Genomic DNA, 16,398 nt, shown 5'->3' on the forward strand with positions numbered 1-16,398 from the left:
TAATAAAAGGGGGCGTAAAAATGAGTACCGTTTTTAAAGGGCTGACACGCCCCGCTTTGATTAGGGGGCTGGGCGTTCCGCTCTACCCCTTTCTTGGAATGTGCGTTATCTGCGTTTTGCTTGGTGTCTGGATTCATGAGGCTATGTATGCCCTCATCCTCCCTGGCTGGTATGCCATCAAGCGAGTTACGAAGATAGATGAACGCTTTTTTGACCTGCTTTATCTGCGAATGCAAATCAAAGGTAATCCTCTGGCAAACAAGCGCTTCAATGCCGTCCATTATGCGGGGAGTTCGTACGACGCAGTCGATATATCGAAAGTGGACAATTTTATGAAGCTTAAAGACCAGTCTTCTCTTGAAGAGTTAATCCCGTATTCATCACACATCACTGATAACCTCATTGTTACCAGAAACCATGATCTACTGGCGACCTGGCAGATTGACGGAGCTTATTTTGAATGTGTAGATGAAGCGGATCTAGCCTTGCTTACTGACCAGCTCAATACGCTGATACGTAGTTTTGATGGGAAACCCGTTACCTTTTATACGCATCGTATTCGGGTTAGAAAAGAAGTGCGACCTGTATTTGACAGCAAGATCCCATTCGTCAACAGAGTGATGAACGATTATTACGAATCGCTTTCGGCGGCTGAGTATTTTGAAAACAAATTATACTTAACCGTATGCTATAAACCGTTCAGCGCTGAAGATAAAGTGACGCATTTTCTTTCAAGGAAAAAGGGTAATAAAAATATCTTCGAAGAACCCATTAATGATATGAATGAAATATGTGGCAGATTGAGCACCTATCTCTCCCGGTTTCATTCCCGTCGTCTTGGGTTATATGAAGAAAATAATATAGTTTATTCAGAACAGCTTACGCTGTTCCAGAAACTGCTATCCGGGCGCTGGCAGAAAGTCAGAGTCACCAATAGTCCGTTTTATACATACCTGGGTGGTAAAGACCTGTTCTTTGGTAACGATGCTGGACAAATCACTGCCTCTGACCATGCCCGGTACTTTCGTTGCATCGAGATCAAGGACTACTTTCAGGAAACGGATGCCGGAATTTTTGATGCACTGATGTATCTCCCGGTTGAGTATGTACAGACTTCCTCTTTAACTCCGATAGACAAGCAGTCTGCAATCAAGGCGCTGGATGATCAGATCGACAAACTCGAAATGACCGATGATGCCGCTAAATCCTTGCTCGCTGATTTGAAAGTTGGTCTCGATATGGTCTCCAGCGGCTATATTTCTTTCGGGAAAAGTCACCAGACACTGATTGTTTACGCAGATTCGCCGGAGCGTCTGGTGAAGGACACCAATATTGTAACGACGACCCTGGAGGATTTAGGGCTGATCGTAACCTATTCAACCTTGAGTCTTGGCGCAGCGTATTTTGCTCAGTTACCTGGTAACTACACGTTACGGCCACGCCTGAGTTCTATCAGCAGTCTGAACTTTGCCGAAATGGAAAGCTTCCATAATTTCTTTACGGGCAAGGAGAAAGGAAATACCTGGGGTAACAACCTTATCACCCTGGGCGGCTCAGGAAATGATATTTATAACCTGAACTATCACATGACTACCGAGCATCAAAATTACTTCGGTAAAAACCCCACGCTGGGGCATACCGAAATTCTTGGTACGTCAAACGTGGGTAAAACGGTAGTGATGATGACTAAGGCTTTCGCCGCCCAGCAGTTCGGAACGCCGGAGTCTTTTCCACCTGAGAGGAAATTAAAGAAGTTAACTACAGTATTTTTCGACAAAGATCGGGCAGCGGAACCCGGTATACGTTCAATGGGAGGTGCTTACTTTCGGGTGAAAGAAGGAGAGCCGACTGGCTGGAACCCTGCGGCTTTGCCACCAACCAAACGAAATATTTCCTTTATGAAAGACCTGGTGAGGCTACTTTGTACGCTTAACAGTGAGCCGCTTGATGATTACCAGAACCGCCTGATTTCTGATGCCGTTGAGCGCCTGATGCAGAGGTCAAACCGCTCTTATCCGATCAGTAAGTTGCGACCACTCATTCTGGAGCCTGATGATACTGAAACCCGGCGGCATGGGCTTAAAGCACGCCTGAATGCCTGGGTGCAGGGAGGGGAATTTGGCTGGGTGTTTGATAACCCGGACGATACGTTTGATGTGGACAACCTGGACGTTTTCGGTATAGACGGAACGGAGTTTCTGGATAACAAAGTACTTTCCAGCGCCGCTTCATTCTATCTCATCTACCGTGTCACCATGCTGGCTGATGGCCGCCGACTCCTTATCTACATGGATGAGTTCTGGCAATGGATTAACAACGAAGCGTTCAGAGATTTTGTTTATAACAAACTCAAAACCGCGCGTAAGCTGGATATGGTGCTTGTCGTAGCGACACAATCGCCGGATGAACTAATTAAATCACCTATCGCGGCTGCCGTTCGTGAGCAGTGCGCAACACATATTTATCTGGCGAACCCCAAAGCGAAACGTAGTGAGTACGTAGACGAGTTGGAAGTGAGAGAACTTTATTTTGACAAAATTAAAGCCATTGACCCGTTATCTCGTCAGTTCCTGGTCGTCAAAAACCCACAGAGGAAGGGGGAAAGTGATGATTTTGCGGCTTTCGCAAGACTGGATTTGGGAAAAGCGGCGTATTACCTACCGGTTCTCAGCGCATCGAAACCCCAGCTTGAACTGTTCGATGAAATCTGGAAAGAGGGTATGAAGCCGGAAGAGTGGCTTGATACCTATCTGGAACGTGCAAACCTGATTTAAGGAATCCCTATGAAAAAGCATATCGTTGCGGCACTTATCGCCTCTGTTACGGTTATTTCTGGTGCTCAGGCTGGTGTTCCCGTTGCCATTGATGCAAACCCTGAATGGGCTGTCGAAGCGCAGCGCTGGACAGAACGCCTCAAACAGTGGCAGGACACCGTGAACCACTACCAGAAACAGATTAATGCCTATAAGCAGGAGCTGCTGACCAAAACGGGCATTCGTGATGTTCAGGGACTGGTGCAGTCTGCGCAATCTGTCAGTAAGGAGCTGGAGAATATTTACGACCAGGGGAACTCCTTCATTGATGATTACATTAAGAACCCGGAAGCCACCCTGTCTGAGCAAGCCAGATCACTACTGGCCGATTATAAGGTGACAAACACCTGTAAGGGGCTGGGATATACGGGCGACCTGGTGCGGGGCTGTGAAGCCTCGTTCCTGTCCCAACTGGCGGGGATCGAGTACGGCAATAAGCTGGAAAGTAAACTGCGTGAAGATAATCAGGAAATGGCCGACCTTATCGACCAGGTGAAGAACGCCCAGGACACGAAAGCCACGCAGGACGCGACAAACGCTGTATCTCTGGCAAGCCTGAAATTTAACAAGCTCAAATTTCAGTATGAAATGTATCGCGATAAGCAGCGCGATCTTGCAGAATACAAGGAGAAAATGTTACAGGCTGCTTTCCAGGAGAAACAATTAGGGGCTGTTAATAAAGAAACTCCAGTTGTTGATTATAAGGCAGCATTTGAGCAGCAGAGTTATGAAATGAACTGAGGGGGCATTTTGAAAAAATATGGATTAGTTGCGGCGTTGGGGCTTACATTCTTTCTTACCGGGTGTGAAGAGGTTAAATCTGTAGACTGGTGGCAGTCTCACGTAGACGATGCAACGAAAAAAGTAGCTGAATGCAAAAAGTCTGGGAGTGATAGCGAAAATTGTAAAAACGCTAAGGAAGGTTTGTTTAGGTATAAGCAATTACATCCTAAGCATGTTGACTATAAAGATGCATTCAAAAATGTATTGGGTAAAGATGGAAGTTAAAAGGAGCCACTATGGCAACTTCTAGGTATTTCCAGGCCGCTCATGACGTTATTGTTAAAACTCTTGACCAGTCTTTGACTGGTCAGTTAGATAACTTTTCTTCAATAGCGTCTCAGTTGGGTAAGTATGGTATTTCCATTTATATATTGTGGTATGCTTATACCACAATAGTTGGGAAGCAAAAAACCGCAGTGCAGGATTTTTTATGGAATCTATGTCGATTCTGGTTAATTCTTGTTTTTGTCAAAAATATGGGGGGGTGGTTAGATAGTGCAACTCAGGCCATTGATGGGCTGAAGGAAACATTTGCAGGAGGTGATCCTTGGAAATGGGTTGACGAGCTTTGGGAGAAAGTTCAGCAGGTAGCTGCATATCTTATGTCCAAAGATACTTCGAAGTATGTGAAAACAGATGGGGCAATCGCATCTTTATTAACATATGCTGGAGGGATAATTGCATTATTGCTAACTTCAATAGTTTATCTCGCCGCCGAAGTTACTATTAAGATACTTACTATTACCGCGCCGTTGTTTATTATTTGTCTTTCATTTGGTTTTTTAAGGCAGATGTTTAATAGCTGGCTTCAGTTAATATTTAGCTCATGCTTCATATTCTTGTTTTGTGGACTGGCAATTAAAGCGGGAATGACGTTCCTTAATGGCATTCTGACAATCTCGATAGCTAACGCAGATGAATTAAATCTGATATCAACAGGTGCTCAGGCCGGGGTTGCAGGTGCATTTATGGCCTGGATTATCTGGCAAGCCAAAACCTATGCTTCCCAGCTCGCAGGGGTAGGTGTTGAAGGCGCGATGCAAGGGGCAGCCGCAATGGGGATTGGTGCTGGCGTGTTCGGCGCTTCCCGTATGGGGCGTAATCTGCTTGGTATGGGTAAAAATGCAGGGATTGGCGCATGGAAAGGCGTTCGCCGTCAGGATGGAGGGTTCAACCAGTCTCCTGGTGTATCCGGTAAGTTGGGGAATCTGACCGGGCAGGGCGTTAATATTGGCGCTAAGAGGCTTCGCCAGGCTGCGATAGATGCGGCGAAAAAGAAATATGGAGGTTAACCGATTTATTATTTAAATCTGTCAACTCTGAGTATTCCGCAGTAAATATTCACTCCTCTATTTAGGTTCTCACATTATGAAACTACTTATCACGGCTATCGTGACGCTTTGCCTTGTCGGATGCCAGGCGTCACATAAACAACCTCCGGTATCCGGAAAAAGCGAACCTGTTAATTCAGCAGAGGTAATGCGCAATGGGGTTTAAACTCTCAGGATTAAAACTTCCCGGTTTTAACAAGAAAAAAGAAGTAACAGACTCTTCAACTACTTTTGAAGAGAAAAATGTATTGATGCAGGAGAAAATGAACCGCATTTATAAATTCGGTGGTATTGCAGGAATTGCCGTAGGTGTGTTGTCTCTGCTGGCACTGAATGGAGCGCTACCGTTAAAGAGTACGGTTGTCGAAGCTTATCTTATTAATGGTGTCACTGGCGTTGCTGAAAGACTGACTTCTGTTAAAAAAGAAAACCTCTCTGAAAATGAAGCGCTGGCGAAATACTTCATTACTCAGTATGTGAAGCGTCGTGAAGGGTATAACTATTTCAGTCTCCAGCATGATTATGATTATGTTCTGTTATACAGCGCTGAGAATGTGGCGACGGATTACAACGCTTTAATCAACGGCAACCAGTCACCAAAGGTTATTTATAATAAAGCGGAAAAAACCGCATCTGTTCAGGATAATCCGTCCGTGATTATCAGTCCGTCATCCCGGCGCGATGATAAGGATATGGGAGCATATATCCGGTTTAAATTAACCATTCGAAATGTCGCGACAGGCCAGGATGATTATGAATACTGGAACGTCCGGTTGACCTACCGTATTGAACCACAGGTCGAAATGGCATCGGGTGACCGAAACAATAACCCGCTTAAATTCGTTGTAACGAGCTATGTACGCGATAAAGAAGTGAAAGGGTGAAAACTATGAAAATGAATAAAGGAGCGCTAATTGTGGCGCTTCTGTTGGTGTCGCACGTCTGCCATGCAGCCGTTACGCCAGCAGCCAGCCGTTTTGATCCCCGTAATCAGATTGTCAGTTATAACCCGCAAAACACGACAGTCATAAACAGTGCGGTTGGCTATACAACCACACTGGTATTTGACGAGGATGAAACGGTCATCAGTGCCAGAACCGGCTTTCCCCAGGGCTGGGAAGTGAACAAAGAAGATAACCTGGTGTATCTCGAAGTGAAGCCCGTCAAACAGACCGTACAGAAGAACAGTACCGATGACAATGGCAACCAGTCTTCAGAGGTGGTCAGTGTAGCCCTTGATCCTGAAAACGACCTGGAACGCTGGCGAACAAACCTGTTTGTTCGCACAACAAAACGTAATTACAGCATGGAGCTGAACGCCCGAACGTTCCGGCAGCCGGATAAGATCGCGTTTGTTGTTAATTACCAGTACCCGCAGGAACGCCGGAAGGAGCAAGCCGAAATCGAGAAGAAACGGATTGAGGCTCTTAACAAGCGGCAGGAGGAGCAGGCAATCAACCGTTCTCTTGAAAATGCGAAGTCGCCCAAGAACTGGGATTACTGGAAGCGGGTAGCTGACGGCAGCCAGTCAATCAGCCCGGATTATGCGTATGACGATGGCCGCTATACCTGGTTTGGCTTCAGCCCCCTGAAGAAAATCCCCAGCGTCTTTGTTATGAGCGGCGAACAGGAAACGCTGACTAACCCGGTAGTCAAAAACAGCGGTAGTTTCACCGTTGTTGGTGTTCCTGTAGACCAGCGCTTTGTTTTGCGTATGGGAAATCAGGTTGTTGGGGTTGAAAACCGGGGCTTTGGCAAAGTCCGTCTTCCGGCAGGAGATACCGTTTCCCCGAACGTTGAGAAAGAGGTGATCCAGTGAGCGAACAGGAAAATAAAATCCCGACCGCTGTAGAAATTGAACAGGCACTACGGGAACGGCATCAGAAAGAAATTGAGCAAAACGATAAAACGGATAAGGGAGATGAAGATGACGGTAAATCAGTAAAACGCCTGGGTATCGAGAAGCTTAAAAAATCGCGTAAGGGGCTGGTGATTATTGTGGCCGCTTTCCTTCTGCTGGCCGCCGGGGTGTCTGTCTACTATATCCCGTCGATTATTCGTGCAATGTCCAGCGGTGATGATAAGCCTGCCAGTAATGCGGTATCTACTGGTTCAGTAAAACGCGCGACAGGACTCAGCGATGATGTTGATCCATTCAACACCAGGGAAGAACCGGCTAAGACGGAAGAACGGAAGGAAAGCAGCGGCAAAGCGGAAACGCCACCGGAAAAAGTACAACAAAACTTCAGTCGTGCGCTGGATGTGGCCTATGGGGGGAGCAGCTCTGCTTCCTCAAATTCCGGTGGTAGCTCATCAACGGCCAGCAATACCAGGAACGAGGGGGACGGCAGTGACAAACAGGCAGAGGTTCAGCCTGTTAATGCAGGGCAACCCGCGCAGCTTTCTAAAATTACGCGCGTTCCTTATGACCCTAACCTTTTCATTCCTGAAAATACCGCGATTAAGTGCTCGCTGGACAGACGATTTATTTCTGATCTGGCTGGCAAGCTGGTCTGTACGATTAATGAGGACGTATACAGTGCAAACAGGAATGTAAAGCTAATTGAAAAGGGAACAGCCGCATATCTGATGTATAAAACGGGCACGTTCAATCATGGTCAGGGAGCCGTGTTTATCGCTGCTACGAAGCTTAGAACACGTAAGGAACCTTTCATTGATATTCCGCTGATTGATACACAGGCGGCGGGAGCGCTGGGTGAGGCCGGGGCTTCAGGCTGGATTGACACACATTTTGCAGATCGCTTTATGGGCGCGATGATGGTTGGCATGATCCCCGATGTGGCACAGGCCGCAAGTGGAGCGGCTAAAAGTAATAAAGACAATCAGACCGACTATACAGCTAACAGTCGCCAGGCTTTTGCTGATATAGCACGCGAAGCGTTTGCAAACAGCGTAAATATCCCTCCAACGCTTTATAAAAACCAGGGGGAAATCATTACTCTGATCGTTGGTCAGGATTTGGATTTCTCCAGCATCTACAAATTAAAAATGGTGGGTACCCGGAGGTAATTTGATAACGCTGGATATCAAAGAGTTTTCAATGCTGTTAGGAATAAGGGAAAGCGAAATATACCATCATATTCGTAAGGGCATACCAATAAATGGCGTTCCTTTCCCCAAACCACTGAAACAAATCAAAACGCATCGATTTAATTACGAAGAAGTCATGCGTTTTATTGAAGATCTTAAAGGAAAAGGTGAATTATGAAGGATGCAGAGAACAGACATATTGTTTATGAAATAATAGATGAATACTTCCACCACTGGCTTAATGAAGTCGATGGTTTAACTGAAATCGCGGTAAATCGGCCTGATGAACTGTTTGTTAAAGTGAGTGGGAAATGGCAGCAGCATGAATTAAAAATGGATTTTAAAGATTGTATGTCATTTGCAGGGGCAATTTCTGATTATCATGATGGTGGGTCGGTTACGCCAGAATATCCCTTACGTTCTGTTACGCTCCCCGGAGGGGAGCGTGTACAAATAGTTATTCCCCCGGCAACGGAACGGGAAACGGTGTCTATTACAATCCGTAAGCCGTCCAGTGTGTTTATCGACCATGATACCTTTGTTAAACAAGGGTTTTACTCAAGGCTAAATCAAGGGGGGAAATTCAGGGATAAAGAAGATGAATTATCTTCAATGTTTAAAGATAATTGTTTTGAACAATTTGTCCCTGAATGCCTGGTTAAGGGTAAAACGATGGTATTTTGTGCCGGAACGGGGGCGGGTAAAACCACCTTTGCAAATGCCTGTCTTCAGTACATACCCCATCATTTACGATGTATTTCAATTGAAGATACAGATGAAGCAAAGTTCAGGTTCCACAAAAATCATGTGAAATTGTATTACCCGTCAGAAGGGGAAAGTAGCACTGTCAGTTCCGCTTCTCTTTTACGTTCTGGTTTTCGTATGAACCCGGACAGAATCCTCATGACTGAGGTTCGCGGCGCGGAAGCCTGGGATTTTCTCAAAGGCTCAAGTTCCGGCCATGCAGGGAACCTTACAACCGTCCATGAGAGCACCCCTGAAGATGCTGTGCTTGGACTGGTTCAACGGTGCTATATGAACCCTGAATGTCAGAATTTGCCTTATAACATTATATTGCGGAGGGTGTTAAGCAACGTCGATGTGATTATGAGTATTAAGTACATCGATGAGGAAGATAACCGATTTGCATCGGGTATTTACTATCGTGATATTCATTTTCAGGAATACTTTGAAAAGCTGAAGGAGTGATTATGTCTCTGAAACTACCCGATAAAGGCCAGTGGGCTTTTATCGGTCTGGTTATGTGTCTTGTGACGTATTATACTGGCTCAGTTGCTGTTTACTTCCTGAACGGAAAAACGCCGCTTTATATATGGAAGAATTTTGATTCCATGCTGCTGTGGCGGATAATAACAGAGAGTAATATACGGACAGATATCAGGTTAACCGCAATCCCCTCTCTTTTATCAGGTATGGTTTCGTCTCTCATTGTGCCTGTTTTTATTATCTGGCAACTGAATAAAACGGATGTTGCTCTTTATGGTGACGCGAAGTTTGCCAGTGATAATGATTTAAGAAAATCGAAACTTCTGAAATGGGAGAAAGAAAACGATACTGATATTCTTGTAGGTGCATATAAAGGTAAATACCTGTGGTATACCGCACCAGATTTTGTATCACTTGGCGCAGGAACCCGCGCAGGTAAAGGGGCTGCAATAGGTATTCCAAACCTGCTGGTCAGGAAACATTCCCTGATTGCATTAGATCCAAAACAGGAACTGTGGAAAATCACCAGTAAGGTACGTGAAAAACTGCTGGGTAATAAGGTCTATCTTCTTGACCCTTTCAACAGTAAAACGCATCAGTTTAACCCGCTTTTCTATATTGATTTAAAAGAAGAGAGCGGGGCTAAAGACCTGCTGAAGCTGATTGAGATCCTGTTCCCGTCTTACGGTCTGACCGGAGCGGAAGCACACTTTAATAACCTCGCGGGGCAGTACTGGACGGGGCTGGCAAAATTGCTTCATTTCTTTATTAACTACGACCCCTCCTGGCTTGGTGAGTTCGGGCTTAAACCTGTTTTCTCAATTGGTTCTGTAGTCGATTTGTACAGCAACATCGACCGGGAGCTGATACTCAGTAAGCGAGAAGACCTGGAGGGAACAAAAGGACTTGATGAAAACGCGCTGTATCATCTGCGCGATGCCCTGACCAAAATCAGGGAGTATCACGAAACCGAAGACGAACAACGTTCGAGTATTGATGGTTCGTTTCGTAAGAAAATGAGTCTGTTTTATCTTCCGACTGTTCGCAAATGTACAGACGGCAATGATTTCGACCTTCGCCAGTTGCGCCGGGAAGATATCACTGTTTATGTTGGCGTTAATGCTGAAGATATGTCCCTGGCCTATGACTTCCTCAACCTGTTCTTTAACTTCGTTGTGGAAGTCACGTTACGAGAAAACCCTGACTTTGACCCGACACTGAAACATGACTGTCTGATGTTCCTGGATGAGTTTCCGTCTATTGGTTACATGCCAATCATTAAAAAAGGTTCGGGTTATATTGCCGGGTTTAAACTCAAACTTCTGACGATTTACCAGAATATCAGTCAGCTTAATGAAATCTATGGTGTTGAAGGTGCCAAAACGCTGATGAGTGCGCATCCCTGCCGGATTATCTACGCTGTCAGTGAAGAAGATGACGCTAAAAAGATTTCGGAAAAGCTGGGCTATATCACCACCAAATCGACAGGTTCAAGCAAGACAAGCGGACGCTCAACGTCGAAAAGCAGTTCAGAAAGTGAGGCGCAGCGCGCCCTTGTGCTCCCGCAGGAGCTGGGAACGCTGGATTTTAAAGAAGAATTTATCATTCTTAAAGGTGAAAACCCGGTTAAAGCTGAGAAAGCCCTCTACTTCCTCGACCCGTATTTTATGGACAGGCTGATGATGGTAAGCCCCAAACTTACCGAGTTAACCGCCTCTCTGAATAAGACTAAAAAAGTATTGGGTGTTAAAGGGCTTAAATATCCTTCTAAAGAAAAAATGCTCTCCGTCGGTGAGCTGGAGTCAGAGGTTTTACTATGAAAAAAATGTTAATGGTCAGTGTCCTTTTTCTCTCTGCCTGTTCCTCTCCGCCTGAACCACCACAGGTTGACTGGGAACAGAATCCTGAAACGGTGAATACACAATTAATGGACTGGCAACCGACATACTCAGTTATTAAATCAGACAAGGTTAATTCATCGTGGGTTAAGGTTATCCATAATTTCAGGCCTGAAAACCGCCTTTACGATGATGCTGTTTTTTATTCTGTTGCACATTCTGATTCAGTGATTGTTGAAACCAGTAACGGAACAGACTTTTTCACAGCTAAAAACTGGTTGAGGGCGAACGGTGCAAACGGTGTCATACAGTATCGTTATAAAATGAACTGTTTTTCTTGCCGGACTACCAGTGTTTATTTATCACGATAACGCCGGATTAATAAAATTCTTGTAATTTTATTGAGCCGGGGTTGAACAACCGCAGGGCGTTAGTTGCCCGTTATCCATGAGGTGTATATGAAAAAGACCGTAACCACGGCAGTGCTGCTTTGTGCGTTCGCTGCCGGAACTGCTCATGCTGAGGAAAAGGCCGACCCGAACGATCCATGTGCAATGGTGTTATGCCTTGCCGGAAAACTTGACGGAAGTAGTCCGGCAGAATGTGACCCGATGTATAAAAGTTTTATGTCAATCAGGAAAAAGAATAAACATGGTTTTTTACCCGATCACACGGCAGATGCCAGAAAGAAAAAACTAAATGAATGTCCTGCGGCTGATGCAGGTACAGTAAGTAAAATTATTTCAAGCTTTGGCCGATTGAAAAACTTTTAATTCTGTTTGATTTAATTCTGATGTGAATACGCAAGTTTCAGGTTTGAGACTGGAACTTGCGAACATTTTTTACAGGGGTGGGAGGATGAAAATTATTAACGTACCTGATGCAAGAAGTGTGAGAATTGCCGGAATTGAAATTATCGATAGTGTCAAATCGGTCGCTTCTGTTTTTACTGAAATTTTGTTGTTTATGGTCTGGTTTCCGGCAATTGTCTATGGGCTTTATCGTTTTGTTATCGTTTTGTGGGATGCTTCCTTAAAGCCGCAATCGCTCATTGAGTTTATTAATTTCATGGTTGAGTTATACAGCTATGTACTTCCTTCGTTGGCTGTTATCGCAGTGGCTTTAGTCGTCGTTTTATCCATTTTTAAAAGACTCTCAGCAATATGGGAGGGAAGAAAGCAATGAGACATTTTTTTAATGTTCTTTCCTTTGCTGTTGCCCTGTTGCCAGCTACATTGTGTGCTGCTCAGATTCAGGGGAAAGTTATTCGCGTTCTCGATGGAGATACCATCGAAGTTAAAACACTACCCGCGAAAATTGTTGTGTATGAAGTTCCGATTCGAGTCCGATTGATAAATATCGATGCACCGGAAAAAAAACAACCCTTTGGTCGCTGGTCAACCAATCAACTTAAAGCCCTGCTGGCAGGGCAATCAGTTACCGTCTCTTATACGCAAACAGATCGCTACGGGCGAGTCCTGGGACGAGTGGTGACAGCGAACGGCACTGAGGCTAACCGCCAGCAAGTGCTAAAAGGGGCTGCATGGGTTTATGACAGGTACAACACCGATAACTCATTACCGGCTCTGCAACGGGAAGCTCAGACACAGAAGCGCGGCCTGTGGGCTGACAGTAATCCCGTTCCTCCGTGGGAGTGGCGTCATAAACAAAACTGACGCGCTTCGCTTGTCCAACCCCTCCTCTGCCTGAAGAAAATCTTCAGGCAACGTCACGGTTTTTAATATACATGGTGCGCATATGGGTAAATTAACTCTGGTAGAGCAGGCTTTACGGCTCCATAAAGAATATTACGGTGAAGATAATTTTGGTACTGTCGTAAAGGATTGTGATTACTATCCTAAAGTGGCAGAGATTTTTATAAACAGAAAGAATCGTAAAATTTATTCGAATCTTGATATCGAACCCGTTGCTTCAACCGTCGTTCATACGGGAAGTAGCCCTGTTATGGCTAAAGCCGGGAGGATTAAAAAGCTTATGTTTAAAGATGGTTCGGGAGCATACCGGATTCATCTTGGTCAAAATGAAGTGGTTCATATTATTCGCTTCATTCTTAACTCTAAAGTCAGAATGGAGTACGCAGTTGGCACAACCAAAAGTATGTCGATGCTTCATAATCTTTGCGAAGCTGGACGCGCTAAATTAAACCGCTCTTTACCCCGTAAAGGTATCTGGAAAATCGGGTGTTACGACGGCGTTTATTATCACGGTAAGGCAAGGAAGGAAGAAATAGAAAACGCTTTACGTTTTTCTGTTCATCCAAAGTTTAATGAGCTGGAGAATGACTTTAATCAGTTCTTTTCGGATATTGATTTCTACACCCGTTATGGTCAGTCAGGAATGCGAAAAGTGCTTTTTACTGGTCCTCCGGGCACAGGGAAAACGACTATCGCAAAAGCTTTGGGGGCAAAATATCAGGATAAATATGTATTTGTTTATGCTGATGATTACTTTAAAGATGTTTGCTATGCCGCAGCTCAAAAGAAAATACCCGTTATCATAATAGCTGAAGAGGTTGATGAACTTTATCGGGCTGATGCCGGAACGTTAAGTTTTCTTGATGGGGCTGATACACCGCGAAATCTTGCCGGGACATATGTTATTTTTTCAACGAACTATCCTAACCGGATTGATCCGCGCATCAGAAAACGCCCTGGCAGAATTGACAGAATCATATCTGTAGGTGCTTTTCGGACTAAAGCCGCTGCCGCTTGTGCCAAAATGTACTTACCAGACGATATAAATATTGACCTTAAAGAACTTGGCGCGGTGCTGGACAGAACGACTCCTGCTGAAATAAAGGAGATAATAAATATTGCTATTGGCATGATTCGCGGAACAAAAAACGAATTAACAGTAGATGTAATCAAGAATGCGCGTGCCTTTTTGAAAGGAACCCTTGACCTTAGTGTGCAGGAGGCAGAAGAAGACATAGAGGAAAGGGAAGAAATCTTTAAAAAGAATGGTGCGCAGCCTGACTATTCAAGTTACCTTGAGGATTGATTAATGAGACTTTTTATTGCAGAAAAACCGTCTTTAGCAAAGGCTATTTTTGAAGGACTGGGCGGAAATCCCAATACAGAAAAGAAAAACGGCTATTTTGAACACGGTTCTGATGTCGTTACCTGGTGTTATGGTCATATGCTGGAGCTTTACGACCCACAGGATTATGACGACAAATATTCCAACTGGCGTTATAGTGATTTACCCATTAAAGCGGTTTATCCGCCAAAATATAAAATCAAGCCTGAATCAGAAGCACAGACCCGCATTATTTTGTCTCTTATCGATAAAGCCGACAGCATCGTTCATTCAGGCGACCCCGATGATGAAGGATGTTTGCTGGTTGATGAGATTCTGGGTTATGCCGGAAACAAGAAACCCGTCCAGCGACTGCTTGTTGCCGACCTCAACCTTGCGCCAGTGCAAAAATCACTGTCGAATTTACAACCTAACGATAAATTTCGCGGTATGACGTTAAGCGCCCTGGCGCGTTCCCTGTGCGATCAGGGTTTTGGCTATAACATGACGCGGGGATGTACATTAAAAGGCCGTGAGAAGGGCTATGACGGCGTTCTGAACGTTGGCCGGGTACAAAGTGCCGTTCTTGGTCTGGTGAACATGCGCACGCTGGCGAACCAGAATCACACAGAAAGCTTTTATTACGATGTATTCGCCAGTCTGTCGATGAACGGGCATCAGATTAAGGCGAAATATCAGACAACAGACGACGATCAGATAGACGAGAAAAAACGCCTGATCTCCGAAGCTCAGGCCGCGCATATTGCCGGACGTGTTACGGGTAAGGATGCTATTGTTACTATCGCGACGACAAAGCCGGAAAATAGCAAGCCTCCGCTTCCGCTTAACCTTTCCACGCTTCAGCAGCTCTGCGCAAAGCGATTTGGTTATTCTGCAAAAGATACGCTCGATGTGATGCAGGGGCTGTATGAAACTCACAAGCTTCTGACCTATCCACGTTCTGACAATCGCTATCTTTCAGATGAGCATTATTACCAGGCCGGAGATATTGCCACTGCTATAGCGGCCACCGTACCCGAACTGGCGTCTGCGATCGTAGATATGGATAAAGGCCAGAAACACAAAGCCTTTAATGCCAGTAAGATTGAGGCGCACCACGCCATCATCCCGACGACAAAAAGCGGAGCCGGTATTCAGCTTAATGAAAAAGAGCGGAACGTTTATAACCTGGTGTCCGTCTACTTTATCGGGCTGTTCTACCCGGATGCGATCCGCAACAAGACGAAAATCCACTTTGATATTAAGGGGGATACCTTTACGGCCACACAGAGCGTTCTGGTACAAAAGGGCTGGGAAGCGCTGGGTAAGGATAGTGATGACGAGGACGAAACCGAAGATGCCGGAACGGACGGTTTTGACCTTTCATTGCTGAAATTTAATGACAGCGGCCTGTGTGAATCGGCAGACGTGGACAAGAAAAAGACTACACCACCTCGCTATTTCACAGAGTCAACGTTACTGGCCGCCATGACGAGTGCGGCAAAATTCATTGATGATCCGGCTCTCAGAAAGGCGCTGGAAGCGAAAGACGAGGGCAGCAGTGATCGTGGCAGTATCGGAACGGAAGCCACCCGCGCGGGTATTCTTGAGAAACTGGCGGCAAATACCGGGCTTATCTCCATCGAAAAAGAAAAGGGGTATTCGGAGCTGGTATGGAAAACCACAAAACAAGGCCAGGAGTTTTGCGCTGCACTGCCTCCTGAAATCACTAAACCGGATATCTCCGCTCTGTGGGCTGAAAAGCAGTCTCAGATCAAAGCCGGAGAGCTGACAGTTGAGGAGTTTATTAAGGAAAATGATGAGTACGTCCAGGGGTTAATCGACGAGCTGGACAGGAACGGAATTTCGATTTCTTCAAATGCCACGCCCTGCCCGGTTTGTAACAACGGTTTCCTGCGTAAGCGTAAGGGGCAAAATGGCTTTTTCTGGGGATGCTCCTGCTACCCTGAATGCAAGACAACATTCCCGGACAAAGACGGCAAACCGGATATGGAAGCAAAATCCAGATCAGAAGGTTCCATGTCCCGGCTCGAAGCCCCCTGCCCTTCATGCAGTAAAGAAATTATTATCCGGCCTAAAGGCTTTTTCTGTTCCGGGTGCGAGTTTAAAATCTGGTCTGAAGTGTCAGGAAAAAAACTGACACAAAATCAGGTTGAGACATTAATCAAAAAAGGTAAAACCGGAGAGATTAAAGGCTTTACCAGTAATAAAACCGGGAAAAAGTTTGACGCTGCAATTGTTTTGCAGGATAAAACTACGGGTAAACTTGGGTTTCAGTTCAGTAAAAAATAAGGA

General features: G+C 45.3%; 16 protein-coding genes. All 16 read left to right on the forward strand.

The genetic code is table 11. The features are described 5' to 3' along the window. The first annotated feature begins 20 nt into the window (after positions 1–20). The 16 genes from ACOI7Z_RS24390 to topB all read left to right on the forward strand — a co-directional run bounded on the left by ACOI7Z_RS24390 (position 21) and on the right by topB (position 16,395). Complete coding sequence (locus ACOI7Z_RS24390) at positions 21–2,774, forward strand: VirB3 family type IV secretion system protein (RefSeq protein ID WP_015060057.1); 2,754 nt, start codon at positions 21–23, stop codon at positions 2,772–2,774. Between the two features lie 9 nt (positions 2,775–2,783). Next, positions 2,784–3,554, forward strand: a complete 771-nt coding sequence (locus ACOI7Z_RS24395) for a type IV secretion system protein (protein WP_000716326.1) — start codon at positions 2,784–2,786, stop codon at positions 3,552–3,554. A 9-nt stretch (positions 3,555–3,563) separates the two neighbouring features. Further along, positions 3,564–3,821: an EexN family lipoprotein gene (locus tag ACOI7Z_RS24400; protein ID WP_000759841.1), complete on the forward strand. Its 258-nt coding sequence runs from the start codon at positions 3,564–3,566 to the stop codon at positions 3,819–3,821. An 11-nt stretch (positions 3,822–3,832) separates the two neighbouring features. Further along, positions 3,833–4,888, forward strand: coding sequence for a type IV secretion system protein (locus ACOI7Z_RS24405; RefSeq protein WP_000235886.1), 1,056 nt, complete (start codon positions 3,833–3,835; stop codon positions 4,886–4,888). A gap of 194 nt (positions 4,889–5,082) precedes the next feature. Further along, entirely contained in the window at positions 5,083–5,811 is a 729-nt protein-coding gene (locus ACOI7Z_RS24410; RefSeq protein ID WP_004199085.1) for a virB8 family protein, read from the forward strand. Between the two features lie 5 nt (positions 5,812–5,816). Continuing rightward, positions 5,817–6,746 (forward strand): TrbG/VirB9 family P-type conjugative transfer protein, encoded by a 930-nt coding sequence (locus tag ACOI7Z_RS24415; RefSeq protein WP_000783386.1) that lies wholly within the window; start codon positions 5,817–5,819, stop codon positions 6,744–6,746. Continuing rightward, positions 6,743–7,957 (forward strand): VirB10/TraB/TrbI family type IV secretion system protein, encoded by a 1,215-nt coding sequence (gene virB10 / locus ACOI7Z_RS24420; RefSeq protein WP_001295060.1) that lies wholly within the window; start codon positions 6,743–6,745, stop codon positions 7,955–7,957. Before ACOI7Z_RS24415 ends, virB10 begins: the two co-directional genes overlap by 4 nt. Before the next feature lies 1 nt (position 7,958). Further along, positions 7,959–8,156, forward strand: a complete 198-nt coding sequence (locus ACOI7Z_RS24425; protein WP_000629109.1) for a DNA-binding protein — start codon at positions 7,959–7,961, stop codon at positions 8,154–8,156. Next, the gene (gene virB11 / locus ACOI7Z_RS24430) at positions 8,153–9,187 is read left to right on the forward strand and encodes a P-type DNA transfer ATPase VirB11 (RefSeq protein ID WP_000650512.1); all 1,035 of its coding nucleotides are present in this window, start codon (positions 8,153–8,155) and stop codon (positions 9,185–9,187) included. The genes ACOI7Z_RS24425 and virB11 overlap by 4 nt, the downstream gene beginning before the upstream one ends. A 2-nt stretch (positions 9,188–9,189) precedes the next feature. Beyond that, the gene (locus ACOI7Z_RS24435; RefSeq protein WP_000053822.1) at positions 9,190–11,025 is read left to right on the forward strand and encodes a type IV secretory system conjugative DNA transfer family protein; all 1,836 of its coding nucleotides are present in this window, start codon (positions 9,190–9,192) and stop codon (positions 11,023–11,025) included. Beyond that, positions 11,022–11,414 carry a cag pathogenicity island Cag12 family protein gene (locus ACOI7Z_RS24440; protein ID WP_000738524.1) on the forward strand — a complete coding sequence of 131 codons (393 nt, stop codon included), beginning with the start codon at positions 11,022–11,024 and terminating at the stop codon, positions 11,412–11,414. Before ACOI7Z_RS24435 ends, ACOI7Z_RS24440 begins: the two co-directional genes overlap by 4 nt. A gap of 87 nt (positions 11,415–11,501) precedes the next feature. Next, positions 11,502–11,816 (forward strand): TrbM/KikA/MpfK family conjugal transfer protein, encoded by a 315-nt coding sequence (locus ACOI7Z_RS24445; protein WP_000754496.1) that lies wholly within the window; start codon positions 11,502–11,504, stop codon positions 11,814–11,816. A gap of 85 nt (positions 11,817–11,901) precedes the next feature. Next, positions 11,902–12,228 carry a hypothetical protein gene (locus tag ACOI7Z_RS24450; RefSeq protein ID WP_004208538.1) on the forward strand — a complete coding sequence of 109 codons (327 nt, stop codon included), beginning with the start codon at positions 11,902–11,904 and terminating at the stop codon, positions 12,226–12,228. Then, a complete protein-coding gene (locus ACOI7Z_RS24455; RefSeq protein ID WP_001215543.1) occupies positions 12,225–12,719 on the forward strand; it encodes a thermonuclease family protein in 495 nt (164 codons plus the stop codon). The genes ACOI7Z_RS24450 and ACOI7Z_RS24455 overlap by 4 nt, the downstream gene beginning before the upstream one ends. An 82-nt stretch (positions 12,720–12,801) precedes the next feature. Continuing rightward, a complete protein-coding gene (locus ACOI7Z_RS24460; protein WP_000517490.1) occupies positions 12,802–14,064 on the forward strand; it encodes an AAA family ATPase in 1,263 nt (420 codons plus the stop codon). 3 nt (positions 14,065–14,067) lie between these two features. Further along, positions 14,068–16,395, forward strand: a complete 2,328-nt coding sequence (gene topB, locus ACOI7Z_RS24465) for a type IA DNA topoisomerase (RefSeq protein WP_004199098.1) — start codon at positions 14,068–14,070, stop codon at positions 16,393–16,395. Positions 16,396–16,398: the final 3 nt, after the last annotated feature.

It is taken from the genome of Klebsiella sp. C283, assembly GCF_048822555.1.
Classification (GTDB): domain Bacteria; phylum Pseudomonadota; class Gammaproteobacteria; order Enterobacterales; family Enterobacteriaceae; genus Klebsiella; species Klebsiella quasipneumoniae.